Origin of the sequence: Pararhodobacter zhoushanensis (assembly GCF_003990445.1) — a bacterium.
In the GTDB taxonomy this organism is placed as follows: domain Bacteria; phylum Pseudomonadota; class Alphaproteobacteria; order Rhodobacterales; family Rhodobacteraceae; genus Pararhodobacter; species Pararhodobacter zhoushanensis.
Window position 1 is genome coordinate 388,661 of record NZ_REEZ01000001.1, and the last position, 23,410, is coordinate 412,070.

The following is a 23,410-nucleotide window of genomic DNA, read 5'->3' on the forward strand; positions in this document are numbered from 1 at the left end:
CCCCGCGGAGTCTGAGATGCTTGAGCGATTACTCTCGATCTGGTCACGGATCGAAACCGTGCTGATCGGCACATTGGTGCTGTGCGCGCTGTTCACCTTCATGGGCGGCGCCGCGCTGCGGGTTCTGGCCCCGCAGCATGCGGTCGACTGGGCCGACGAGGTTGCGCTCTATTTCATCGTCTGGGCCACCGCGCTGGGGGGCAGCGTGCTGGCGGCAGAAGGCCGTCACATCAACACCGAAATTCTGGTGACCGGCCTGCCCCCGCATCTGCGCCGCGCGGCGGTATTGTTCACCGGCGCGCTGACACTGGCGTTCTGTGCCGCGATGTTCTGGTTTGGCTGGGAAGCCTTTGAATTCTCGAAAATGCTCGATGACCGTTCGGCATCCAGTCTGCGGACACCACAAGCATGGACACTGTTTCTGGCGCTGCCTGTCGGCATGGGTCTGATGGCCCTGCGCATCGTTCTGCTGGCGATTGTCGGACGCGGGATCACCACTGCTGCTGAAGCGCTGCCCGGAAAGGTCGAATAATGGAAGCGATCCTTGGTCTGGGCGGGCTGCTGGTGCTGATGGCACTGGGCGCGCCGATCTTCGTGGCTTTGGGCGTGTCGGCACTGGTCATGCTGTCGTTCGAGGGACGTCCGCTGATGGACGCGGCGATGACGTCGATCTCGGGCATCAACTCGACGACGTTTCTTGCCGTGCCGTTCTTCGTCATGGCCGCCACCTTCATGCAGCGCGGCGGTATCGCCCGCATCATCATCGACGCCGCCGAGGCCTGGGTCGGCCATTTCCGTGGCGGCTTGGGGCTGGTCTGCGTGCTGGCAACGACGCTGTTCGCGGCGATCAGCGGCTCGTCCGTGGTCACCGCGATGGCGATGGGCACCTTCCTGATCCCCGCCATGATGGCGCGCGGCTATGACCGCCCCTTCGCGCTGGGCACTGTCGGCGCCTCGGGCACGCTGGGCATCCTGATCCCGCCGTCGCTGTCGATGATCCTCTATGGCCTGATCGCCGAAGTCTCGGTCCCGCGCCTGTTCCTTGCAGGGGTGATCCCGGGCCTCATTCAGGCGGTGATCCTTGCGGTCGTGGTGATGATCATCTCGCGCAAGAAAGGCTATGCCTCGGGCACCCGCGTGTCGGGGGCCGAGTTCGTCCGCCGCAACCTGCGCGCCCTGCCCGCGCTGTTCATCCCGATCTCGGTCTTTGTCGGCATCTATACCGGCATCACCACCGTCACCGAATCCGCCGGGGTTGCCGCGATCGCCTCGGTCCTGATCGCGGTGCTGGTCTACCGCGAGGTGACCTGGCGCGACATTTTCGGGATGACCGCCGAGGCGATGAAAGCCGCCTCGGCCGTGACCTTCATCGTCATGTTCGCCATGCTCTTCGCCCATTGGATCACCGGCAGCGGCATCCCCACGGCGCTGGTCCGCTGGGCCGCCGCAACCGGCCTGTCACCGTGGCAATTCCTCATCGCGCTGAACGTGATCATGCTTATCATGGGCATGTTCCTTGATGCCGTGGCGGTGCTGCTGATCGTCACCCCCATCGTACTGCCGCTGCTGCCCGCCCTTGGCATCGACCCGATCCATTTCGGCATCATCCTGATCGTGAACATGGAGATCGCGTTCCTCACGCCGCCGATTGGCCTGAACCTGTTCGTGCTCTCCTCCATCGCCAAAGCCCCGCTCAGCGAGGCGATCCGCGGCGTGCTGCCCTTCGTGGCTGCGATGGCGGTGTTCCTGATCCTTGTCACCTACATACCGGAGATATCGCTATGGCTGCCGACGACGGTGTTCGCCCGATGATCCCGCATGACTGGGACCCGACCTCGGCCGACGTGCAGGCCGATCCGCAAGCCGCGCTGCTCGATCTGCGCGAGCGCTGCCCGGTCGCCGGATCGCAGAACTGGGGCGGGTTCTATACGCTGACCAAGTATGACGATGTGGTCATGGCGTCCAAGGACTACGCACGCTTCACTGCGACCGTGCAGACGGTGATCCCGGCCAGCCCGCGCAAGGGTCTGCCTCGCCTGCCGTTGCAAAAAGACCCCCCCGAGGCGATGCGCTATCGCAAGGGGCTGAACCTGTTCTTCAAGGAAAACCGCATCCGGGCGATTGAAGCACCGACGCGGGCACTGGCCGAGCAACTGGCCGAGGCGCTGCAAACCGCCGAGGCTCCGGAATTCGGCACCGGCTTCGCCGCGCCCTTCACCGTGGGCAGCCTGTGCATTCTGGCCGGCATGGATCTTGACGAGGCCGAGGAGCTGGGCCGTCTGGGCCATGATTACGTCGCCGCGGTGCAGGGCCTCGACATGCCCGCCGCGGGCCGCATCAGCCAGGCGATTGACGGATTCGCCATTGCACTGGTCAAGGACCGCGTCGCCAAACCGCGCGATCCCGAGACCGACATCGTCAGCGGGTTGATGGCCTTTGCGCCCGAAGGCGGGCCGTATAGTTTCGAGGAACTGGCGGGCATGGTCCGCCTGATGCTGATCGGCGGGCATGTCGTGCCGCGCAACTTCCTGTGCTCGATGGCGTGGCATCTGGCGCGCGACACCGACCTGCAGGCCCGCCTGCGCGACGGCACCGCCGACCGCCGCCTGCTGATCGAAGAGATGCTGCGCTGCTATTCGCCCAATCAGGCGCTGGTGCGCGTCGCGACCGAAGACACCGAACTGCGCGGCGTCACCATCCCGCAGGGCTGCCCGGTCGCGCTGAACTACCTCAGCGCCAACCGCGACCCCGAGGTATTCGACGCACCGATGGACTTCATCGAAGACCGCAGCCCCAACCGCCACCTCGCCTTCGGCATCGGCCCGCATATCTGCCTCGGCCAAGCCGTCGCCAAGCTGCAGGCCCGTATCACGCTCGACGTGCTGGCCGCCCTGCCCGCCTTCACGTTGGGCGACAACACCCGCTGGGCACGCTGGACGGAATACGGCGTCACCCATCTGGATCTGAGGTTCGCATCATGACCCACCCCGCCGATTTCACCGTCCCCGAGGTCGAGGATTTCGACAGCCCGCACGCCCTGTTTGCCGAGCTGCGCGGGCATTGTCCGGTCGCCTGGGCCGATGAAATGGGCGGTTTCTGGGCGGTGACCAAACACGCCGACATCTGCCGCGTGCTGACCGAATGGCAGACCTTTACCACCACCGTGCAGAACGTGGTGCCCCGCGTCGCCACCACCCAGCGCCGCCCGCCGCTGCATCTGGACCCGCCGGGTAACATCCCCTACCGCAACGCCATTTTGCGCTTTCTCAGCCCCCGGCGGATCGAGGAGTGGAAGCCGGTGATCGCTGCGATGGTGGCCGAGCATTTCGACCCGTTCGTCGCGGCAGGCGGCGGCGATATCTGCGCCGATTTCTCGTTCACCCTGCCGATCGCGCTGCTGGCCGAGTTCTTCCGCCTTGCGCCCGATGAAGCGGCAGAGATCCGCATCGTCGGTGCCGAGTTCAACATGGCGCTGCAACGGCAGGATTTCGACCTGCTGCGCGAACGCTCGGATGCGCTTTACAACATCGCCGCGCGGCTGATCGAGGACCGCAAGGCCAACCCGCAAGACCCCGATCTGGACCCGGTGTCAAACCTGCTGGCCGTCCGGGTTGACGGTGCGGCGCTCCCCGATGACAAGATCCTCGGCGCGCTGCGGCAGTTCCTGCTGGTCGGCATCATCGCGCCGACCACCTTCATCGGCTCGATGGCCGTGCACCTTGCCCGTCACTCCGAGCACCACGCGGAACTGACCGCAAACCCCGACCTGGTGCCGGTTGCGCTGGAAGAACTGCTGCGCCTCTACACCCCCTATCGTGGCTTTGCCCGCACGGCGACGCGCGACGTCGAGCTGGGCGGCAAGCTGGTCAAAGAGGGCGATCCGCTGGCCGTGGTCTTCACCTCGGGCAACCGGGACGAGGATGTCTTTCCCGATCCGCACAGCTACCGGCTGGACCGGGTCGAGCCCGATCTGGTCACTTTTGGCCGTGGCCCACATATGTGCCCCGGCTCGCCGCTGGCGCGGGTGCTGCTGGCCGAAGTGCTGCTCCAAATCGTGCAGAAAACCCGTGATCTGCGCCTGACCGGCACGATGGAAATGACCCGCTGGCCGGAATATGGACCCCTTGCCGTTCACCTTGCGTTGACACCTGCCCGATAACCTGCGGTCACCATAGACCGGAGGGAGCATGACACGGGTCATCATTGCAGGGGCCGGAATTGCCGGGCTGGTTACTGCCCTGACGCTGCGCCAGATCGGGGTCGCATGTACTGTGTACGAAGCGGCGCCCGAGATGCAGCGCGCAGGCGTTGGCATCAACCTGCAGCCCAATGCGGTGAGAGAGCTTTACGATCTGGGGATCGCCGGGGCGCACCTGAACTCTGTCGGCTTGCCGCTCAGGGAATGGGCCATGGTCAGCCTGAATGGCAAGGACATCAGCAGTGAGCAGCGCGGCATCCATGCCGGGTTTCACTGGCCGCAATTCTCGGTCGATCGCGGCATGCTCCATGCCATGCTCTATAGAATCGCGATGCAGCGCCTTGGCACGCATTGTGTGGTTCTGGGCGCGCGCATCACAGGCTACCGGCAGACTCGTGACGGTGTGACGGCACTGTTTGCTGACGGCCGAGAAGAAAGGGGCGCGATTCTGGTAGCAGCAGACGGGATCCATTCGGGCGTGCGCGCCCAGATGTACCCTGATCAGCCCCCCATCAACCGGGCCGAAGGTGTGCTCTGGCGGGGTGTGACGCGTGCGCGTCCGATGCGCACAGGCTCAAGCGCGATAGCAGTCGGCACGAAAGACAAGCGGCTCGTCTTTTTCCCCATCTCGCATCCGGGCAGGGAAGGGTTGGCCAAGATCTGCTGGATCGCGCATCTGGTGCGTGGCGAACAAACGGTGCGTCCGGACGGAGCCTTGTTTAACCCTGTCCAGCCCATTGAAATTGCAAAACACTTTGCTGGCTTTTGCAAGGATTGGCTCGACGCTGGCACGTTGATCCGCACCGCCGAGGTCGCCTTCGAAACGCCGATGCGGGACCGTGATCCAGTCCCCACTTGGCGCGATGGCCGCGTCGTGCTGCTGGGTGCCGCTGCCCATCCGATGTTTCCCACAGGTGCCAACAGCGCAAGCCAGGGTATCATCGACGCCCGTGTGCTGGGTGCCAGCATTGTCGAACATGGTCTCACGGAATGGGCGCTCGATCTCTATGATGACAAGCTGTGCGCACCGATTTCAGCGGTGGTGGAAAGCAACCGCGCCGAGGGGCCTTTCGAGCTGTTCAGCATCATCGACGCCCGTTGCGGCGGGTCCTTTGACGATATCGAAGAGGTCTGCCCCACCGCCGAACGCGCGCGGTATCTGGCGCGCTTCGTGGCCATCACCGGGTTTGCGGCTGACCAGTTGAACAAGACACCGCCGATCATCGCGCCCGGCGCCCGGGCCTCGATTGCCTGAGCAAGCCTGCAACGCCGCCAAAAGCCGCGCGCGCCCTGTTGCTCCGGCGGCGTTTTCTTGCGAAAACGCGCGCGGATCATTCAGGGGGATACAGGGATGACGCAAAAGGTGATGATTGCCGGGGGCGGTATCGGCGGTCTGGTCACAGCGTTGACGCTGCATCAGATCGGCGTCGACTGTGTGGTCTTCGAATCCGTGCGCGCGCTCAAACCTCTGGGCGTGGGGATCAACCTGCAGCCCAACGCGGTGCGCGAACTGTATGATCTGGGCTTTGGGCCTGAGGTTCTGGATTCCGTCGGCGTTCCGGCGCGCGAATGGGCGCTGGTCGGGCTGAATGGCAACGACATCTATGCCGAACCGCGCGGTGAACTGGCAGGCTACAACTGGCCGCAATACGCCGCGCATCGCGGCGCGCTGCACATGCTGCTTTACCAGACGGTCTGCGACCGGTTGGGCGCCGATGCGGTGCAACTGGGCCGCCGGGTGACCGGCTACCGCCAGAATGCCGATGACAGCGTGACCGCCCTGTTCGACGATGGGCGCGAAGAAACCGGGGCGTTCCTGATTGGCGCGGACGGCATCCATTCCGCCATCCGCGCGCAGATGCACCCCAATCAGCCGCCGATCCACTGGGGCGGCGCGGTGATGTGGCGCGGCGTGACGCGCGCCAAGCCGATCCGCACGGGCAGCAGTTTTGTCGGCCTTGGTACGCACAAACACCGCATGGTGATCTATCCGATTTCGCACCCCGATGCCGATGGCATGGCCGATATCAACTGGATCGCCGAGGTCACCTATGACGACCCCTCGGCGCGCGAAAATACCGGCTGGTTCCGTGAAGTTGCGATCGAGGATTTCGCCCATCACTTCGATGGCTGGACCTATGACTGGCTGGACGTACCGGCGCTGATCCGGGCGGGCAGCATTGCCTATGAAAACCCGATGATCGACCGTGACCCGGTGGACACCTGGCGCGATGGCAATGTGTTGCTGATCGGCGACGCGGCGCATGCGATGTATCCCACGGGCTCGAACGGGGCCAGTCAGGCGATTGTGGACGCGCGCATTCTGGGCGCGAGCATGGTTGCAAACGGCTTGACCACGCAAGCGCTTGCCGCGTTCGATCAGCAACTCTGCGGCCCGATCTCAGCCGTGATCCTGCGCAATCGGGGGGCCGGGCCGTTTGGCTTGCTGAACATGGTGGATGAACGCTGCGGCGGCGAGTTCGATGATATCGATGCGGTGATTTCACCCGACGAGCGCAGTGGGTTCATGGCCGGCTACAAGGCCGCCGCGGGGTTTGCCATCGAAAAGCTGAATGCGGCCCCGCCGACGATCCCAGCGGGTGCCCGCGTCAAGAGAACCGCGCCAGTCGTCGGCTGACGTGGACAGCGCAGCCTAGCAGCGCTGATTGAGCGTCTTGGCTGCGTTTTCTATTCCGTCGGCCATTGCCGTGAAGAACACCGCCAGCCCGTCGAGCCGCTTGTGCGGCGTGGCGTCGTCTGGCAACTCGCTGGCAAAGCCCTGCACGGCCTGCGACGTGCTGCGCATGCGGGTTGCGATGGTCTGCAACAGCACACAGAATGACTCGTCGGCCAGCTGGAAATAGTCCTGCCGGTCTCCGGGCATGTTCACCTTGATGATTGATCCGCGCTGAACCAACGCGCGCGCATTGGCGCTGATGCTGCCCCGGCTGACCCCCAGCTCGGTTGCCAGATCGCTGAACGAGCGCGGTTCGCCGTCAAAGATCAGCAGACCCAGAATACGCCCGGCAATCGGCGGCATGCCATTGCCTTCAAGAGCATGACCCATAAAGTCGATAAAATTGGCGCGTGTGGTCAAAATATGCGTTGTCATCGTATCTTCCATGAACCCCTGCTATCTTAAACGCCACCAAAGGTCATTCAAGACTGAACGCTCCTTGACGCAGGGGCCCTGCACCCCTACCTGCGTTCAGTTAAAATTGAACAAATCATGGTGCCGCTTGGCCCATTGACGGAGATCCGGATGCACGCTGCCCCTTCCTCTCTTATCCGGACGGCCGCCGCCGCCTTGGGTTTGCTGATGGCGCCCCTGCCCCTGATGGCGCAAGAGGCGTCGGTCGAACCGCGCCCGGCGCCCTCGGTAACCGTCGCCACGGCCGCGGTGCATCCGTTGCAGCAGGTGGTGCCGGTGTCGGGTTCCTTGATCGCCCGCAGCGAGGTGCTGGTCTCGCCGCACGCGGGCGGCTACGCAATCACCGAACTGAATGCCGATATCGGCGATCATGTCGAAGCCGGTGAGGTGTTGGCGCGCATAGACGACCGCACGCTGGCACTGCGCGTGCGTCAGGCCGAAGCGGCGCTGGCCAATGCGGAAGCGGCGCAAGGACAGGCCCGAAGCCAGGTCAACTCCAGCGAAGCCCAGCTTCAGCAAGCCAATCAGGTGCTCGAACGCGCGCGCGCGCTGCGCTCAAGCGGGACCGCGACGCAATCGGCACTGGATGAGGCTCTGGCCGCGCAGCTGAGCGCACAGGCCAATGCGCAATCGGCGCGCGACGGCGTGCAGGCCGCAGGGGCGGCGCTGCAACAGGCGCAGGCGTCGCTGGAAGTGGCGCAGCTGGATTTCGAGAACGCCGAAATCACCGCGCCCGTGGCTGGCATCGTCTCGGACCGCAACGGTCAGATCGGCGCGATTGCCGCAACCGGCGGCGAGCCGATCTATCGGTTGATCGAGGATGGTGTGGTCGAGGTCGCCGCCGAAGTGATCGAGACCGAGCTGGTACTCTTGCACCCCGACGATCCGGCGACCCTGAACATTGCAGGGCTGGCACCGGTCACGGGCCATGTCCGCCTGATCGCCCCGGTGGTCAGCCCGACCACCCGCTTGGGCGAGGTGCGCATTTCGCTGGATGACACGACCGGCCTGCGTCCCGGCCTGTACGTCGGCGGACGCATCGTGGTGGCTGATCGCACCGGGCTGGCAGTTCCCGTCGCTTCGGTTTTGCGCGATGTGGAGGGCAGTTTCGTGCTGCGTCTGGGGGCCAACGACACGCTTGAGCGCCGCATGATCCAGACCGGCATCGCGTGGGATGGTTGGCAAGAGGTCACGGACGGGCTGGTCGAGGGCGATGAGGTTGTCGCGCGGGCCGGGGCCTTTTTTGGCGATGGCGACGTGATCCGCCCGGTGCGTGAAGGGGCCGCAGAATGAACCTTTCCACATGGTCGATCCGGCAGCCCGTGCCGCCGATCGCGCTGTTTGTCGTGCTGTGCATCGCCGGTTTGGTCAGCTTTGGCCGCTTGCCGGTCACCGAGATGCCCAACGTCGACCTGCCGGTAATCACCATCGGCGTCGCGGCACCGGGCACGGCCCCCTCGGAAATCGCCAGTCAGGTGATCCAGCCGATCGAGGATGAGGTCAGCGACATCGCCGGGCTGCGCCATATCGAGGCCACCGCCCGCGACGGTGTGGCCGAGCTGGTGATCCAGTTCGAGATGGGCACGAACACCGACCGTGCCCTGAATGACGTCAAGGATGCCGTCACCTCGGCCCGCGACCAGATGCCCGACACCACCAGCGATCCGGTGGTGCAGCGGCTGGACTTCACCGGCCGTCCGATCCTGACCTTCGCCGTTGCCGACCAGACGCGCAGCATCGAAGAGCTGTCGAGCTTTGTCGATGACGTGGTGGCCCGCGCCCTGCAAGGGGCGGCGGGCGTTGGCAGCGTGACGCGTCTGGGCGGGGCCGAGCGCGAGATCCGCGTCGATCTGGACCCTGACCGGCTGGTGGCGCTGAACCTGAGCGCCAGTTCCATCAGTCAGCAACTGGCACAGACCAATCTGGATCAGGGCGGCGGTCAGGGCGATCTTTTCGGCTCGGAGTACGTGATCCGCGCGCTGGGGTCGGCCCCGACGCTGGAACAACTGGCGGCAACGCCGATCCGGCTGCCCACCGGCCAGACCGTGCCGCTGAACCAGCTGGGCACCGTCACCGATGGCGCGTCCGAGGCGAGCAGCTTTGCGCTGTATAACGGGCGTCCGGTGGTGGCTTTTGGCGTCTACCGCGCCACAGGGGCCAGCGATCTGCTGGCCGCAGAGAACGCGGAAGCCCGGCTTGACGAGCTGCGCACCCAGTACCCCGACACCGAATTTTCGCTGATCGACGACGCGACGATCTATACCGAGGCCAACTTCGATTCCGCGATGGAGACGCTCTACGAGGGTGCGCTGCTGGCGATCATCGTGGTCTTCTTGTTCCTGCGCAACTGGCGCGCGACGGTGGTGGCCTTCGTGGCACTGCCGCTGTCAGCCATTCCGACGTTTATCGTCATGGATCTGCTGGGCTTTTCGCTCAACACCATCAGCCTGCTGGGGATCACACTGGTGGTCGGCATCCTTGTCGACGACGCCATTGTCGAGATCGAGAATATCGACCGACACATCCACATGGGCAAATCCGCCTATGAGGCCGCCATCGAAGCGGCCACCGAGATCGGAACCACGGTGGTCGCGATCTCGCTGACCATCGTGGCGGTCTTCGCGCCGGTCAGCTTCATGGGCGGCATCGCGGGCGAGTTCTTCAAGCAGTTCGGGCTGACTGTGGCCGTGGCTGTGTTGTTCTCACTGGCCGTGGCGCGGCTGATCACGCCGCTGTTTGCTGCCTATTTCATGAAGAGCAAAGCCGTCGTGCACGAGGTCAAGGACGGCTTCATCATGCGCGCCTATATGCGCGTCCTGCGCTGGACGCTGCGCAACCGCACGATCACCTTGCTGTTTGGTCTGATGCTGTTTGCCGGGTCGATCTATTCCGCGACCCTGCTGCCGCAGGAATTTGTGCCGCCCTCGGATACCGGCCGCTCGGTCGTTACGGTTGAATTGCCGCCGGGCACCACCCTGCCCGAAGCCCGCCGCACCGCGCAGGTGGTCAGCGAGCGGGTTTTCGAAGTGCCGGAGATTCAGCGCGTCTTTGTCAACGGCTCGTCGGCAACCTCGCTCAGCCTGCAGGTGAACTACGGCGACAAATCCGAGCGCGAGCGTTCGTGGACCGAGGTCAACGCCGATATCGCGGCCCATCTCGCCGATCTGCCCGACCTGCGCGTCTTCGTGCTGGGCGAAGAAGGGCAGCGCGACATTTCGATCAACGTGCTGGCCGATACCCAGACCGCCGTCGCGCAGGCCGCCACCGACCTGCTGCACGAAATGCGCAGCCTGCCCGAGCTGCGTGGCGTCTCGTCCGAAGCCGCGCTTCGGCGGCCCGAGATCCAGATCACGCCCAACCCCGAGCGGGCGGCGGAAATGGGTGTAACGGCATCGACGCTGGCCGCGGCGGTCCGGGTGGCGACGATTGGCGACATCGACGCCAATCTGGCGCAGTTCGACGCCGGTGAGGAACGCATCCCGATCCGCGTACGCCTGAACGAAGCGGCGCGCAGCGACATCTCGCGGCTGGCCGGGTTCCGCATCCCGTCAAGCTCGGGCACCATGGTGCCGCTGTCGGCGGTGGCGGATGTGCAGCTGGCCTCGGGTGTCAGCATCATCGAGCGGTATGACCGCCGCTACCGCGTCACGATTCAGGCCGACCTTGCGCCCGGTGTCTATCTGGGACCGGCGTCAGAGGCGATCAACGCGCTGCCCGCAGCCAGCAACATGCCCGAGGGGGCTGAGCTGCAGGCCTCGGGCGATGTGGAAACCATGAACGAGATCTTCTCCAGCTTTGCGCTGGCGATGGGCGCCGGGCTGATGCTGGTCTATGTGGTGCTGGTCTTGCTGTTCAACAGCTTCGTCACGCCGCTGACCATCATGCTGTCGCTGCCTCTGGCCATCGGCGGCGCGATCTTTGCGCTGTATATCTATGGCTCGGGCATCGGTCTGTCAGTGGTGATCGGCTTTCTGATGCTGATGGGGATCGTCACCAAGAACGCGATCATGTTGGTCGAGTTCGCCCTGACCAGCGTGGCCGAAGGCAAGGACCGCGCCGCCGCGATGATCGACGCAGGCCACAAGCGGGCGCGTCCCATCGTGATGACGACCATTGCCATGGCGGCAGGCATGGTGCCCTCGGCACTGGGCAGCGCCACGGGCGGCGAGTTCCGCGCGCCGATGGCTGTGGCGGTGATCGGCGGGCTGTTGCTCTCCACCGCGCTGTCGCTGTTGTTCGTGCCCTCGGTGTTCTCGGTGCTTGAGGGCCTCAAGGACCGGTTGCGCTGGCTGCTGGGCAAGGTGCTGGCCGGGGACAAACGCCCTGACGAGCAGCAGATCCACTAAGACAACGGGGACCGGGCGCAGGCTCGGTCCCCATTTCCTTATCCGCGCAAGAGGCCGTCCATCGGGGACAGATCGGTGCTGCCCGGAAAGACCACCCGCTCGGCATAAGCGGGGTCCAGCCCCAGATGCCCGGTCAGGATTGCCTTGAAGATCCCCTCGTAGGAATTCACCGCCAGCACGTCGCGTTCTTCGAACAGCGCCCGGTTGGAAAGCCCCGGCCACGCCCCCAGAATACGCCCGCCGTTGACCGCGCCCCCGGCCAACAGCGCCAGCCCGCCTGTGCCGTGATCGGTGCCGGCGTTGCCGTTCTCGGCCGCTGTGCGCCCGAATTCCGACGCAACCATGACGACCGTGCGCGACCACTCGGGCCCCAGCCCGGCGTGGAGCGTCATCAACCCGGCGGACAGCCGCCCCAGCAGGCCAGTCAGGCGCCCGCCCTGATTGACGTGCGTGTCCCAGCCGCCCAGTTCCATCACCGCGATGCGCGGGCCGTGTTCTTGTGCCAGCAGGTCCGCCGCCGCATGCGCGGCGATCTGGAAATTCCCGGTCTCGCTGGCGCCGCCCATATCCGGCTCAGGCGCGCCCGTGGCTTCGCCCAGCGCCATCGCGAACAGCGGATCGCCCCGATAGACGATGGCAAGCCGCGCGAGGAAATCCTCATCCAGATCCGGCAATTGCTCGTTCGACCACGCCTGCACCCGCGCCTGCCCCTGCAAGATCAGCGGCACCGAGGGGCCCAGTGACAGGCCCAACCGCTGATCGCCGCCGTTCAGCCCGGCAATCGCCCGGTTCAACCAGCCATCGCCAGCGCCAAAGGGCTGCCCGGTGCCATTCTCCAGCAGGTTCTGGCCGTCGAAATGCGAGCGGTCGCGGTAGCGCGTGGTCGCTGCGGGGATCAGGGCCATTTCGCCTGCCTGCCACAGCGGCATCAGCGCACCCAAACCGTGATGCAGGCCAAAGTAGCCGTCCAGACTGTGCACCTGATCCGCCTTCAGCCCCAACGAGGGGCGCAGGCGCTGATAGTCGGTGTCGGCAAAGGGCGCGAGCGCGTGCAGCCCGTCGAGCCCGCCGCGCAGGAAGACAAAGACAAAGCGGTTATCAGTCGGGGCCGAGGCAAAGGCGACACGCGATGCCGCAAGCGAGGCGGCCAGCGACGCGCCGGTCAGATGCAGAAAGCGGCGGCGGGTGAGCATGCTCATCTCCTCTGAAACTCGGGGCTGCCGAACAACAGCGTCAGCGCCGCATCCGCCGAGGGCGCACGGTAGACCCATGTCTGCGTCACATCGCGCGCCACGGCACCGATGCTTTGCTCCATCACCGCGCGCGGGTTGACGCCGCCGGGCAGGCGCGAGGTGAAGCGGTTGACCCATTCGAGCCGGATCATCAGCGCCTCAGGCCCGATCCAGTCCGCCGCACGGTCGCCCCAGCCTTGCGGCGACGGCGCAGTGAAGGGCAAATGCGCCAGCAACCGCAGGGGCTGGACGATGTCGCGCCGGTGCGGCGCGCCCTGCCCCGCGGCGCGGTGCACGGCGATGACATAGTCGTAGTGCGGTTTGACCTTGGCCAGCGGATCCGCCCATGCCGCGTCGAGGTCAATCACCGCCTGCATGACGCGGCCCAGATCGCCGTCGGTCTCCAGATAGACCCGCGCAATCTGCTCGACGGCCGCCTCTGGCGGATCGTCGGCGACGAAATGACGGACCAGCTTGGTCGCAAGATGGTGTGCCGTGGCCGGGTGCCGGGCCAGAGCGTTGAGGATCTGCACCCCCTCGTCCACACCGCCCTCGGCATAGCGCTGGCCGAGAACGGTTTTGTCGCCCGGCTCGTGATGGCGCTGGATGAACTGGAAACCACCGTGCCGCGGCCGGTCCCCGCGCCGCACGCCGCCATGCGTCCAGCCGGTCAGGGCCAGCGCGAACTGGATGACATCGGCCTGCGTATAGCCACCGTGAACGCCCAGAGTGTGCAGCTCCAGCACCTCCCGCGCGAGGTTCTCGTTCAGCGTCGTTCTGGTGGGATTGCGCTGCAAATGGCGCAGGCCCGCCGGCGATCCGGGGCCGATGGAATAGGTATTATCCAGATAAACCAGCATACTGGGGTGCTGGACGACAGTCAGGAGCATATCGGCAAAGCGGCCAAAGACATGCGGGCGAATAGCCTCGCGCTCGAAGGACGGGATTGCAGGGGCGATCTGACGACGTGCCGAGGACACGGTGAAATGGTTCGACCAGAACAGCACCAGACGCTCGGCCAGCGGGGCGCGCGTGGTGATCATCTGGCTGGCGCGGGCCAGCATCTCGGCGTCGAAATCCTGCTCTTGCGCGCGGCGGCGCTCTCGCTGCTGGGCCTCCGGGCTCTCCAGACGGGCGCTCAGAATGCCGTTGATGATCGCTTCCGAACTGCGAAAGCCGCGCAGCGCCTCGGGCAAGGGCGCGCTTGGCTGAATCTGCGCGCTCAGCCAGCCGCGCGGGTCATCGCCGATTGCGTCGGCCTCACCCGGTGCAGCCCCCAGACCGAAGCGATTGAGGGCGATAAAGCTGGCAATGGTCCGCATGGGCCCCCCGGTGGTGCGCGCCCCGGTCAGGGGCGATGACACAGGGTAGCGCGCCTGCGGTGACAGACCTAGCGGTTTGGAAAACACAACCCTGTGCGCGTGGCCGCTCGGCAGGAAACAGCGCAGCGCCAACGGGCTGGCGCAGCCCCTGCCCAATCGGTAAGCTGTGCAAACAGTTTTGTGAGCAGATCCGATGACCCGCACCATCCATATCCTGAACGGCCCCAACCTGAACCTGCTGGGCAAGCGCCAGCCCGAGATCTACGGCCGCGAGACGCTGGATGATGTCGCCGCCGCCTGTGCCGCCATTGCCCATGAGGCCGGTCTTGAGTCGGTGCTGCGCCAGTCGAACTGGGAGGGGCAGATCATCGACTGGATCCACGAGGCGCGCGAAACAGCGGCCGGGATCATCATCAATCCGGCTGCGCTGACCCATACCTCGGTCGCGGTTTTCGATGCGCTGATGACCTTTGAGGGGCCGGTGATCGAGGTGCATATCAGCCAGGTCCACAAGCGCGAGGCCTTTCGCCACCATTCCTATGTCAGTGCCCGCGCGGATGCCGTGATGGCCGGGTTCGGCGTGCATGGTTACGCGCTGGCGATGCGGCATATGGCGCTGTTGCTGGCGGGGAAATAGCCCGCCGCGCGGCCCCGCGCTTATTCCAAGTAAAGATATCAGGATTGACATTCAGGCTGGCCGGACGCAGATTGCGCTCAGCCAAGCCAAGCTGTGCCACCCTGACACGGACAAGCCCGGCCTGATTTTCAAGCGCCGTTCCCATCCCCGGCGCCCAGCCAGCCCGAGGATTCATGCGCCATATTTCGACCTTTGCCCTGACCGCCGCCCTGACGTTCCCCATGGCCGCGAACGCCGTGACGCCTGCCGAGGTGCTGACCACCTATTCAGACATCGCCGAAGCCGCCTACAGCGACTCATTGAACAGCGCGCAGAACCTGTCCGAAGCGATTGCCGCCTTTCTGGCCGCCCCGTCCGAAGCCGGGCTGGAGAACGCCCGCGCTGCGTGGATTGCTGCGCGCGTGCCCTATCAGCAGACCGAGGCCTACCGCTTTGGCAACCCGATCGTCGACGACTGGGAGGGCCGTGTGAACGCCTGGCCTCTGGACGAGGGCCTGATCGACTATGTCGCGCGCAGCTATATCGGTGGTGACGACAACCCCGCCGCGCAGCTCAATGTGATCGCCAATCCCAGTCTGACCCTCTCGGGCGAGACGATTGATGCCTCGGTGATCGACGCGACCCTGCTGCAAGACGTGCTGCAAGAGGCCGACGCGGTCGAGGCCAACGTCGCCACCGGCTATCACGCCATCGAATTCCTGCTCTGGGGTCAGGATCTGCACGGCACCGACGCTGGCGCGGGCGAACGCCCCTGGACCGATTATGCGCAGGGCGACGACTGCACCAATGGCAACTGCGACCGCCGCGCGGCCTATCTGCGCGCTGCAACCGGGCTGCTGATCACCGATCTTGAGGAAATGGCCGCCAACTGGACCGATGGCGGCGCAGCGCGCGAAGCGGTCACCGCCAATGAGACCGCCGGCCTTGCGGCGATCCTGACCGGTATGGGCAGCCTGTCTTACGGCGAGCTGGCCGGCGAGCGTATCCGTCTGGGCCTGATGCTGAACGACCCCGAGGAAGAGCATGACTGCTTCTCGGACAACACACATTACAGCCACTACTACGACGGGCTGGGCATCCGGAACGTCTATACCGGCAGCTATACCCGCACAGATGGCAGCGTTGTCGACGGCCCCAGCCTGAGCGATCTGGTCGCGCAAACCGATCCGGCGCTGGATCAGGCGCTGAGCGCGGGTCTGGATGCCTCGGTCGCCGCGCTGCAAACCATGGTCGACACGGCCGAGGGCGGCATGACCTATGACATGATGCTCGCGCCCGGCAACGAGACCGGCGAGACTGTGATCATGGGAGCGGTGGATGCGCTGGTCGCGCAGACCCGTGACATCGAGCGTGTCATTGTCGCGCTCAATCTGGACGGTGTGGCGATCGAAGGCTCGGACAGCCTCGACAACCCCGGCGCCGTTTTCGAGTAAACCCGTTTAGAGCAAGCACTGAGGGCCTTTGCGATGATCGTCTGTTCCTGCACCGGCATCACCGACCGGGACATCCATGCCGCCGTGGACTGGATGCGGGCCTCGGACCCGCTGACGATCATCACGCCCGGCAAAGTGTACCGCGCCTTGGGTAAATCCGCCGATTGTGGTGGTTGCATGAAGACCTTCCTCTCGACCCTGAGGGGAAATCCGAATACGGAAGTTCCCAGTCAGCTGCGCGGTTTGCGCCGCGCGGCCCAACAGGAGGACTGACGATGAAGGGTGATACAAAGGTCATCGAGTATCTCAACAAGGCCCTGCGCTCGGAACTGACGGCGGTCAGCCAGTACTGGCTGCATTTCCGTCTGCAGGAAGACTGGGGCCTGGCCCGCATGGCCAAGAAAAGCCGTGAGGAAAGCATCGAAGAGATGCAACACGCCGACAAGCTGATCGCGCGGATCATCTTTCTGGGCGGCCATCCCAACCTGCAAAAGCTCGACTCGCTGCGCATCGGCGAAAGCCCGCGCGAAACCCTGACCGCCGATCTGGCGGCTGAAGAGGAAGCCGTAGCGCTTTACCGCGAGGCCCGCGCCTATTGCCAGTCGGTGAATGACTTCGGCACGATGGAGCTGTTTCAGGCGCTGCTGGTCGACGAGGAAGGCCATATCGATTTCCTCGAAACCCAGCTGGCGCTCTATGACCGCCTCGGAGACGAACGCTATGCGCTGCTCAACGCCGCGCCGATGGATGAGGCCGAGTAAGGCCCGCCTGCTGGCAGGGCTGCTCACAGCCCTGCCACTCGCTGCTCCCTTGGCCGCGCAGGATCTGACCGACCTGCACCTGAACGCCACCCCCCGCACCCCAGCCGAAGCCCGGCGCGTCGCTCTGGTGACAGCGCCGCCCAGCGATCCAACCCTGCCGCAGCGCTTTGAGCTGCGCTCGGGCGGTGCCGCGACGGTGCGGGCGCGCACGGGCAATGACGCTTTCTCGCAACCGTCGGCGAACATGAGCTTTGAAGACCAGATGGATTTTCGTCTGGGCAACGGGCTGTTCACCCGGCTCTGGGTCTCGGCCCCTTCGTCAACGATTGCGTCGGATGGTCTGGGTCCGCTCTACAACGCGCGCGGCTGCCAGACCTGCCATTTGCTCGACGGGCGCGGCCATCCGCCCGGCCCCGGCGACGATAACGCGATCTCGATGTTCCTGCGCGTCTCGGTCCCCGCGCCCGAGGGCACGGCTGGCCCCGCCGGTATCGCCGACTACATCGCCACCCTGCCGCACCCGGTTTACGGTGCGCAGATGCAGGACTTCGCGCTGCAGGGCCAGCAGGCCGAATACCGGCTGGCCGTGGATTGGGAGGAAATCCCGGTTGCACTGGCCGGGGGCGAAACCGCTTCGCTGCGGCGTCCCAGCTGGCGGGCCGAGGATCTGGCCTTTGGCCCCTTGGGCGACGACGCCCTGCTCAGCCCCCGCGTCGCCCCCCAGATGCTCGGCCTCGGTCTGCTCGAAGCGATCCCAGTCACCGACATCCTCGCCCACGCCGACCCCGACGATGCCGATGGCGACGGCATCTCGGGCCGCCCCAACATCGTCTGGTCGCCTGAATTCAACGCGCCCATGCTGGGCCGTTTCGGCCACAAGGCCGGCGCGCCCACAGTGATGCAGCAAAGTGCCGCCGCGTTCTCGGGCGACATGGGTCTGTCGACGCCGCTGTTCCCCGACAGCGCCGGCGACTGCACAGCGGCGCAAACCGTCTGCCGCATGGCCATCGACGGCGCGGACCCCGAGCAGGGCGGCGTCGAGGTCAGTCAGGAAGCGCTCGATCTGGTCACCTACTACGCCCGCAATCTGGGCGTCCCCGCCCGGCGTGACGTGGATGACGCGGAAGTGCTGCGCGGCCGCGCGATCTTTCACCAGTTGGGGTGCGCGAGCTGCCACCAGCCCGCCTTTGTCACCGCCCGCCTGCCCGACCGGCCTGAGCAAAGCTTCCAGTTGATCTGGCCCTACACCGACCTTCTGCTGCACGACATGGGCGAGGCTCTGGCCGACCACCGTCCCGAAGCCCGCGCGACCGGCACCGAATGGCGCACTGCCCCCTTGTGGGGGATCGGCTTGACCGAGCGGGTCAGCGGGCATACCCAGTTCCTGCACGACGGGCGTGCGCGGTCTCTTCTGGAAGCCGTGCTCTGGCACGGTGGCGAGGCGCAGACAGCCCGCGATGCCGTGGTCGCCCTCGCCCCTGATGACCGCGCGGCCTTGCTGCGCTTTCTGGAGTCCCTCTGATGCGCCACAGCCTAGCCTTCGCCCTGTGTTTCGCCGCCGCCCCCGCGCTGGCCGATGTCAACGCCGTGATCGACACCCACATCCTGCCCGGCGAGGCCGCCTTCGCCAGCGCCACGCAGGATCTGGCCAGCGCCGCCGCCGACAATTGCCTGCCCGACGCGCTGCCCCCCGCGTGGAACAATGCCTTTGACGCCTGGATGGGCATCAGCCATCTGCGCATGGGACCGCAGGAGCAGGCGACGCTCAGCATGGCCTACTGGCCCGACGACCGCAGCAGCGGGCGGCGCACACTGGCCCGGCTGATCGCCGATGAGGACACGATGGGTACCGACGCCGAGGCCTTTACCGAGGTCTCGGCCGCCGCGCGCGGGCTTTATGCGCTGGAAACCATGCTCTACGATCCGCAGTTCAACGACTATGCGGCGGGCAGCTATTCCTGCACGCTGGTGACGGTCATGGCGCAGGATCTGGCCAATCAGGCCGAAGCCGTGAACGCCGCCTGGAACCAGAAATTCGCGCCTGAGTTGCGTAATGCCGGGGCGACCGACAACGGCGTCTACCTCTCGCCGCAAGAGGCCGAGCGCGCGCTCTTCACCCAGTTGCACGGCGGGATCGAGTTCATCGCCGACCAGCGCCTTGGCCGCCCGATGGGCACACTGGACCACCCGCGCCCGCAACGGGCCGAGACATGGCGCGCGAACCGCAGCATGCGCAACGTGACCCTGTCGCTGGAAGCTTTGCACCAGATGGCCACCGCGCTGGCAGGCCAACCGCTTGAGGCAGTCGACCAAGCATTTGACACGGCGAAATATTTCGCCGGCACGATCGCAGATCCGGCGTTTCAGGACATCACCGATCCGCAAGCCCGGCTTCGGCTGGAATCACTGCAAGGCCGGGTGCGCACCATTGGCGATGTGCTGATCGTCGACATCGGCGAGACGATGGGCATCGCGCCCGGCTTCAACTCGGCGGACGGAGACTGAGCCATGACCAGCCGCCGCGCTTTCCTCGCCGGGCTGGTGGCCGTCGCCGCGCCCAAACCCAGCTGGGCCGATGCGGGCGGGCCCCGCTGGCTGGCCTGCGCGCGCGAAAGCGACGGCGCTTATGCACTCTTTGGCATCGCCGAAGATGGCGCGGACACCTTCCGCCTTCCCCTACCCTCGCGCGGCCATGCCGGGGCCGGGCATCCGCACCGGCCTCAGGCCGTGGTCTTCGCCCGCCGCCCCGGTGCCTTTGCGCTGGTGCTCGACTGCGCGACCGGCAGCCTGCTGCGCCAGCTGACCCCGCCCGAGGGGATGCAGTTCAACGGCCACGGTGCCTTTACCGAGGATGGCAGCATGCTCTACACCACCGAGCAGCGCGCGTCCGACAGTCAGGGCTTTCTGGGCATTTGGGACGCCGGTTATCGCCGTCTCGGACAAATCGAGACCGGCGGCATCGGCCCGCATGAGGTACTGCGCCTGCCCGGCGACGTTTTCGCCGTCGCCAATGGCGGCATTGCCACCGACCCCAGCGACCGCACCAAGCTGAACCTGCCCGATATGGCCCCCTCGCTGAGCTACATCGACGCAGGCACCATTTCCGAGCAGGTTACGCTGGACCCTGCCCTGCATTTCGCCTCGATCCGCCACCTTGGCTATGAGGACGGCACCCTCGCCTTCGCGATGCAATGGGAGGGCGACCCGGCACAGGTCGTCCCGCTCCTCGGCCTGCACCGTCGCGGCGACGCGCCCCTCCTCGCCTCAGCCCCGCACGCCGAGCAGGCCCTGATGCAGGGCTACGCCGGCTCCTGCGCCTTCACCGGCGGTGAGGTAGCGATCACCTCTCCCCGCGGCGGCCGGTTGCACCGTTTCGACACCAGCGGCGCGTTCCTTGGTGCCACCCCCCGCGCTGACATCTGCGGCCTTGCGCCCTGCCCCGGCGGGTTCTTGACCACCGATGGCGGCGGCGGTGTCCTGCGCGTCACGCAAGGCCACGCCCGGCCGCTGGGCCTGCGCCCGCGCGCCTGGGACAACCACATCGTCACGCTGTGAGGGCGTTCTCGGCCAATCTCGGCTTCCTGTGGACCGACCGCCCCCTGCCCGACGCGATCCGCGCCGCCAAGGCCGCAGGCTTCGCAGCGGTCGAGTGCCACTTCCCCTATGCCATCCCCGCCACCGAGACCCGCGCCGCGCTCGTTGAGACCGGCCTTCGGATGATGAGCCTTAACACCCGCCCCGGTGGACCCGGCGACTTCGGGCTTCTTGCCCTGAAGGGCCGGGAAACCGAGGCCCGCGCCGCCATCGATGAAGCCTTCGCCTACGCGCTAGCCACCGACACCCGCGCCGTGCACGTCATGGCCGGCAAACACGGCGACGACGCGACCTACCACGCCAACCTCGCTTATGCCTGCGACAGCGCGCCGCCCGGCATGACCCTGCTGATCGAGGCGATCAACCGCTGGGACGTGCCCGGCTACCACCTCAACACCATCGCCCAGGCGGTCGACACGCTGAAAACGCTCCACCGCCCCAACCTGAAACTGATGTTCGACTGTTACCATGTCGGCCGCACCGAGCCCGAGGTCTTCGACCGCTTCGACACCCTGCGCCCGCTGATCGGCCATATCCAGATCGCCGCCGTCCCCGACCGTGGCACGCCCGATCACGGCAGTGTCGACTACGCGACGCTTCTACCCCGGCTCAACTGGCCCGGCCCCATCGGCGCCGAGTACAAACCCACCGGCCCGACCGACGCCTCGCTCGACTGGCTCCCCAGGCTCTCCGCCTGCTGACCCATTTTCTGTCTCTAAATATCCACGGGGGGTTTCCAAAGGGGGGAGCGTGCTCCCCCCTTTGGCGCAGGGGTGCGGGGGGCGCGCAGCCCCCCGCTTCTGTTTACTTGTGCTCGCTCAACCAGGTCGCCGAGGTCTTGATCCCGCCCAGCGGGAACAGGTGCACATGCTCCAGCAGGCTGTCAGGATGCGAGGTCTTGTAGGCCGCGATCTCCGCCAGCATCTCGGTCGGTGCAAACGGCACCAGCAGCTTGGTCAGATCCATCGCGCGCTTCTGCAGCACGCTCAGCGACGGGCCGACACCGCAGGCGATGGCGAATTTGATCAGGGTTTGCAGCTTGGTCGGACCGGCGACGCCCAGATGGATCGGCAGGGTGACGCCCATGGCTTGCAGACGCTCAGCCCAGGCGATGATCGGGCCGCTCTCGAAGGCGAATTGCGTGGCGATGGCCATCTCGGCGTCGGTGTTCTTCGAGAAGTTCTGCTTCCACAGCATCGCCTCATCGACGACAGCCGTGCCGCCCTTGGGGTCGATGTCCTTGTTGCCCTCGGGGTGCCCGGCGACGTGCAGGCGCTTGAAGCCCAGCTCGTCAAACAGCCCGGTTTTCAAAAGGTCGATGGACGAGGTGAACTCACCCGCCACCGTCGGCACGCCGCCCGCCAGCACCAGCGCCTGTTCGGCACCGGCCTCGTTGCGGTAGCGTTTCAGCCAGGTTTCCAGCGTGGCGCGGCTGTCGATGATGCGGGCGGGGACGTGAGGCATCACCGGGAAGCCCTCATCGGTGATCCGCTTGACCGTCTCGACCATCTCGTCGATCGGCGTGCCGTCCAGATGCGCGACATAGACGCGGGTGCCGGCGGGCAGGATTTCGGCGAAGCTTTCGATCTTGGCAGCGGTGCGCGGCATCACCTCGATCGAGGTGCCCTCAAGCAGCGCCGACAGCGCGCCGGTCTTCAGCTCGGGCTTGTCGGCAGCGCCTTTGTTGGCGCGCAGGTTGAACAGAGCCATGACAGGGTCCTCCAGTGTCAGGTGGTCATGCGGGGGCTGATACGGTCGGCTTTGAAGCCATCCGCCAGCCGGGTGATATCGATGGCCGAAACCACGCCCTCGCGGGCAAAAGGATCGCCTTCAGCAAAGCTGCGGGCGGCCTGCGGCGTCTCGGCCTCAAGGATGCCCCAATGCCCCAGCGCGCTGCCGTCATCGGCCCACAGAGCCGAGCCGATCAGCACCGAGCACAGCCCCTCGCCGCCCGAGGCAACCCAGTCGCGGTGCTGCGCACGCAGCCGGTCCCGCTCGGAATCCTTGGCCGGGAAGTGTTGGCATTCCATAAGAAAAAACATGAGCGCCCTCCGTCAGTCGCGCAGGAAGGGGACCAGCCGGTCCGCGACCGCATCGGGCCGCTCGACCGGAGCGAAATGGCCCGCGTCTTCGATGATGTCCAACTGTGCATCCGGCAACAGCGCCAGCATGTCCTCATGCTGCGCGACCGGCGACCATTGGTCGTACCGGCCGACCATCAGCAGCACCGGGCAGGTGATCTGCGCCATTGCCGCGGTGGCATCCGGCCGCTCGACCAACGCCTTGATCTGGCGGGCGTGCAGGTCGGGGTTCATGCGCAGCACCATGGCGGTCAGATCCGCCATCAGGGCTGCATTCGTCTGGTTGCCTGTCCAGACCATCGGCGGCAGCCAGCGCTCTGCCAGCGCCTGCATGCCGTGGTCATAGGCGAATTTCACGATCTCGGCGCGGCTCGCAGGCTCGCCGGGTTTCAGCGGATGGATGCCGGTGTCCAGCAGCGCCAGCTTCTCGATCCGCTCGGGCGCCAGCCGCGTCATCTCGATCGCGACACGGGCGCCCATCGAATGCCCGGCCACCCGCAGGGGGCCGGGGTTCTGCGCCAGCAGATCCCGCGCCATATCGGTGAGACTGTCCTGCGTGGACAGATCGGCCACCTGCGCCGGGAGCCGTTCAAGAACCGGCTCCCAGCAATAGGCGTCACACAAAAGGCCGGGGATCAGAAGCGTCGTTGTCATG

General features: G+C 65.9%; 22 protein-coding genes. 16 read left to right on the forward strand and 6 right to left on the reverse strand.

The features are described 5' to 3' along the window. Positions 1 to 16 precede the first annotated feature (16 nt). From EAE28_RS01870 to EAE28_RS01895, 6 genes are all read left to right on the forward strand, one after another. Positions 17 to 532 carry a TRAP transporter small permease gene (locus EAE28_RS01870; RefSeq protein ID WP_127104121.1) on the forward strand — a complete coding sequence of 172 codons (516 nt, stop codon included), beginning with the start codon at positions 17 to 19 and terminating at the stop codon, positions 530 to 532. Continuing rightward, positions 532 to 1,812, forward strand: a complete 1,281-nt coding sequence (locus tag EAE28_RS01875; protein WP_127104122.1) for a TRAP transporter large permease — start codon at positions 532 to 534, stop codon at positions 1,810 to 1,812. Before EAE28_RS01870 ends, EAE28_RS01875 begins: the two co-directional genes overlap by 1 nt. Then, positions 1,782 to 2,981, forward strand: a complete 1,200-nt coding sequence (locus EAE28_RS01880; protein WP_127104123.1) for a cytochrome P450 — start codon at positions 1,782 to 1,784, stop codon at positions 2,979 to 2,981. Before EAE28_RS01875 ends, EAE28_RS01880 begins: the two co-directional genes overlap by 31 nt. Further along, the gene (locus EAE28_RS01885) at positions 2,978 to 4,159 is read left to right on the forward strand and encodes a cytochrome P450 (protein ID WP_127104124.1); all 1,182 of its coding nucleotides are present in this window, start codon (positions 2,978 to 2,980) and stop codon (positions 4,157 to 4,159) included. The genes EAE28_RS01880 and EAE28_RS01885 overlap by 4 nt, the downstream gene beginning before the upstream one ends. 28 nt (positions 4,160 to 4,187) lie before the next feature. After that, positions 4,188 to 5,453, forward strand: coding sequence for an FAD-dependent monooxygenase (locus tag EAE28_RS01890; protein WP_127104125.1), 1,266 nt, complete (start codon positions 4,188 to 4,190; stop codon positions 5,451 to 5,453). 96 nt (positions 5,454 to 5,549) lie between these two features. Then, entirely contained in the window at positions 5,550 to 6,836 is a 1,287-nt protein-coding gene (locus EAE28_RS01895) for a flavin-dependent oxidoreductase (protein ID WP_127104126.1), read from the forward strand. 15 nt (positions 6,837 to 6,851) lie between these two features. On the opposite strand, the gene EAE28_RS01900 is transcribed toward EAE28_RS01895, so the two are convergent. Then, entirely contained in the window at positions 6,852 to 7,310 is a 459-nt protein-coding gene (locus tag EAE28_RS01900; RefSeq protein WP_164736518.1) for a GbsR/MarR family transcriptional regulator, read from the reverse strand. Between the two features lie 207 nt (positions 7,311 to 7,517). Here EAE28_RS01900 and EAE28_RS01905 point away from each other — a divergent pair, with 207 nt between their 5' ends. Both EAE28_RS01905 and EAE28_RS01910 read left to right on the forward strand, forming a co-directional pair. Beyond that, a complete protein-coding gene (locus tag EAE28_RS01905) occupies positions 7,518 to 8,642 on the forward strand; it encodes an efflux RND transporter periplasmic adaptor subunit (protein ID WP_164736519.1) in 1,125 nt (374 codons plus the stop codon). Beyond that, entirely contained in the window at positions 8,639 to 11,695 is a 3,057-nt protein-coding gene (locus EAE28_RS01910; protein ID WP_127104129.1) for an efflux RND transporter permease subunit, read from the forward strand. Before EAE28_RS01905 ends, EAE28_RS01910 begins: the two co-directional genes overlap by 4 nt. 38 nt (positions 11,696 to 11,733) lie before the next feature. Here EAE28_RS01910 and EAE28_RS01915 read toward each other — a convergent pair whose 3' ends face one another. Both EAE28_RS01915 and EAE28_RS01920 read right to left on the reverse strand, forming a co-directional pair. Next, complete coding sequence (locus EAE28_RS01915) at positions 11,734 to 12,888, reverse strand: DUF1501 domain-containing protein (protein ID WP_164736520.1); 1,155 nt, start codon at positions 12,886 to 12,888, stop codon at positions 11,734 to 11,736. A 2-nt stretch (positions 12,889 to 12,890) separates the two neighbouring features. Next, the gene (locus tag EAE28_RS01920) at positions 12,891 to 14,249 is read right to left on the reverse strand and encodes a DUF1800 domain-containing protein (RefSeq protein ID WP_164736521.1); all 1,359 of its coding nucleotides are present in this window, start codon (positions 14,247 to 14,249) and stop codon (positions 12,891 to 12,893) included. Positions 14,250 to 14,442: 193 nt separating this feature from the next. Between EAE28_RS01920 and aroQ the strand changes: the two genes are divergently transcribed. The 8 genes from aroQ (at position 14,443) to EAE28_RS01960 (ending at position 21,375) form a co-directional block, all read left to right on the forward strand. Further along, positions 14,443 to 14,886 (forward strand): type II 3-dehydroquinate dehydratase, encoded by a 444-nt coding sequence (gene aroQ, locus EAE28_RS01925; RefSeq protein ID WP_127104132.1) that lies wholly within the window; start codon positions 14,443 to 14,445, stop codon positions 14,884 to 14,886. 173 nt (positions 14,887 to 15,059) lie between these two features. Beyond that, entirely contained in the window at positions 15,060 to 16,319 is a 1,260-nt protein-coding gene (locus tag EAE28_RS01930) for an imelysin family protein (RefSeq protein ID WP_127104133.1), read from the forward strand. A 33-nt stretch (positions 16,320 to 16,352) separates the two neighbouring features. Continuing rightward, entirely contained in the window at positions 16,353 to 16,592 is a 240-nt protein-coding gene (locus tag EAE28_RS01935; protein WP_127104134.1) for a (2Fe-2S)-binding protein, read from the forward strand. Positions 16,593 to 16,594: 2 nt separating this feature from the next. Then, positions 16,595 to 17,080 carry a bacterioferritin gene (bfr, locus tag EAE28_RS01940; protein ID WP_127104135.1) on the forward strand — a complete coding sequence of 162 codons (486 nt, stop codon included), beginning with the start codon at positions 16,595 to 16,597 and terminating at the stop codon, positions 17,078 to 17,080. After that, positions 17,067 to 18,602 (forward strand): di-heme oxidoreductase family protein, encoded by a 1,536-nt coding sequence (locus EAE28_RS01945; RefSeq protein WP_246022211.1) that lies wholly within the window; start codon positions 17,067 to 17,069, stop codon positions 18,600 to 18,602. The genes bfr and EAE28_RS01945 overlap by 14 nt, the downstream gene beginning before the upstream one ends. Then, positions 18,602 to 19,585 carry an imelysin family protein gene (locus tag EAE28_RS01950; RefSeq protein WP_127104137.1) on the forward strand — a complete coding sequence of 328 codons (984 nt, stop codon included), beginning with the start codon at positions 18,602 to 18,604 and terminating at the stop codon, positions 19,583 to 19,585. The genes EAE28_RS01945 and EAE28_RS01950 overlap by 1 nt, the downstream gene beginning before the upstream one ends. A gap of 3 nt (positions 19,586 to 19,588) precedes the next feature. Next, positions 19,589 to 20,635 carry a DUF1513 domain-containing protein gene (locus EAE28_RS01955; protein ID WP_127104138.1) on the forward strand — a complete coding sequence of 349 codons (1,047 nt, stop codon included), beginning with the start codon at positions 19,589 to 19,591 and terminating at the stop codon, positions 20,633 to 20,635. Further along, positions 20,632 to 21,375, forward strand: a complete 744-nt coding sequence (locus EAE28_RS01960) for a hydroxypyruvate isomerase family protein (protein WP_127104139.1) — start codon at positions 20,632 to 20,634, stop codon at positions 21,373 to 21,375. Before EAE28_RS01955 ends, EAE28_RS01960 begins: the two co-directional genes overlap by 4 nt. 103 nt (positions 21,376 to 21,478) lie before the next feature. On the opposite strand, the gene EAE28_RS01965 is transcribed toward EAE28_RS01960, so the two are convergent. Genes EAE28_RS01965 through EAE28_RS01975 form a run of 3 tightly spaced genes read right to left on the reverse strand, consistent with a single transcriptional unit; the run spans position 21,479 to position 23,409 of the window. Next, the gene (locus EAE28_RS01965) at positions 21,479 to 22,384 is read right to left on the reverse strand and encodes a methylenetetrahydrofolate reductase (protein WP_127104140.1); all 906 of its coding nucleotides are present in this window, start codon (positions 22,382 to 22,384) and stop codon (positions 21,479 to 21,481) included. Positions 22,385 to 22,401: 17 nt separating this feature from the next. Next, a complete protein-coding gene (locus EAE28_RS01970) occupies positions 22,402 to 22,716 on the reverse strand; it encodes a YciI family protein (RefSeq protein ID WP_127104141.1) in 315 nt (104 codons plus the stop codon). Positions 22,717 to 22,728: 12 nt separating this feature from the next. Beyond that, on the reverse strand, positions 22,729 to 23,409 hold the full coding sequence (locus EAE28_RS01975; RefSeq protein ID WP_127104142.1) for an alpha/beta fold hydrolase: 681 nt from the start codon (positions 23,407 to 23,409) through the stop codon (positions 22,729 to 22,731). Position 23,410: the final 1 nt, after the last annotated feature.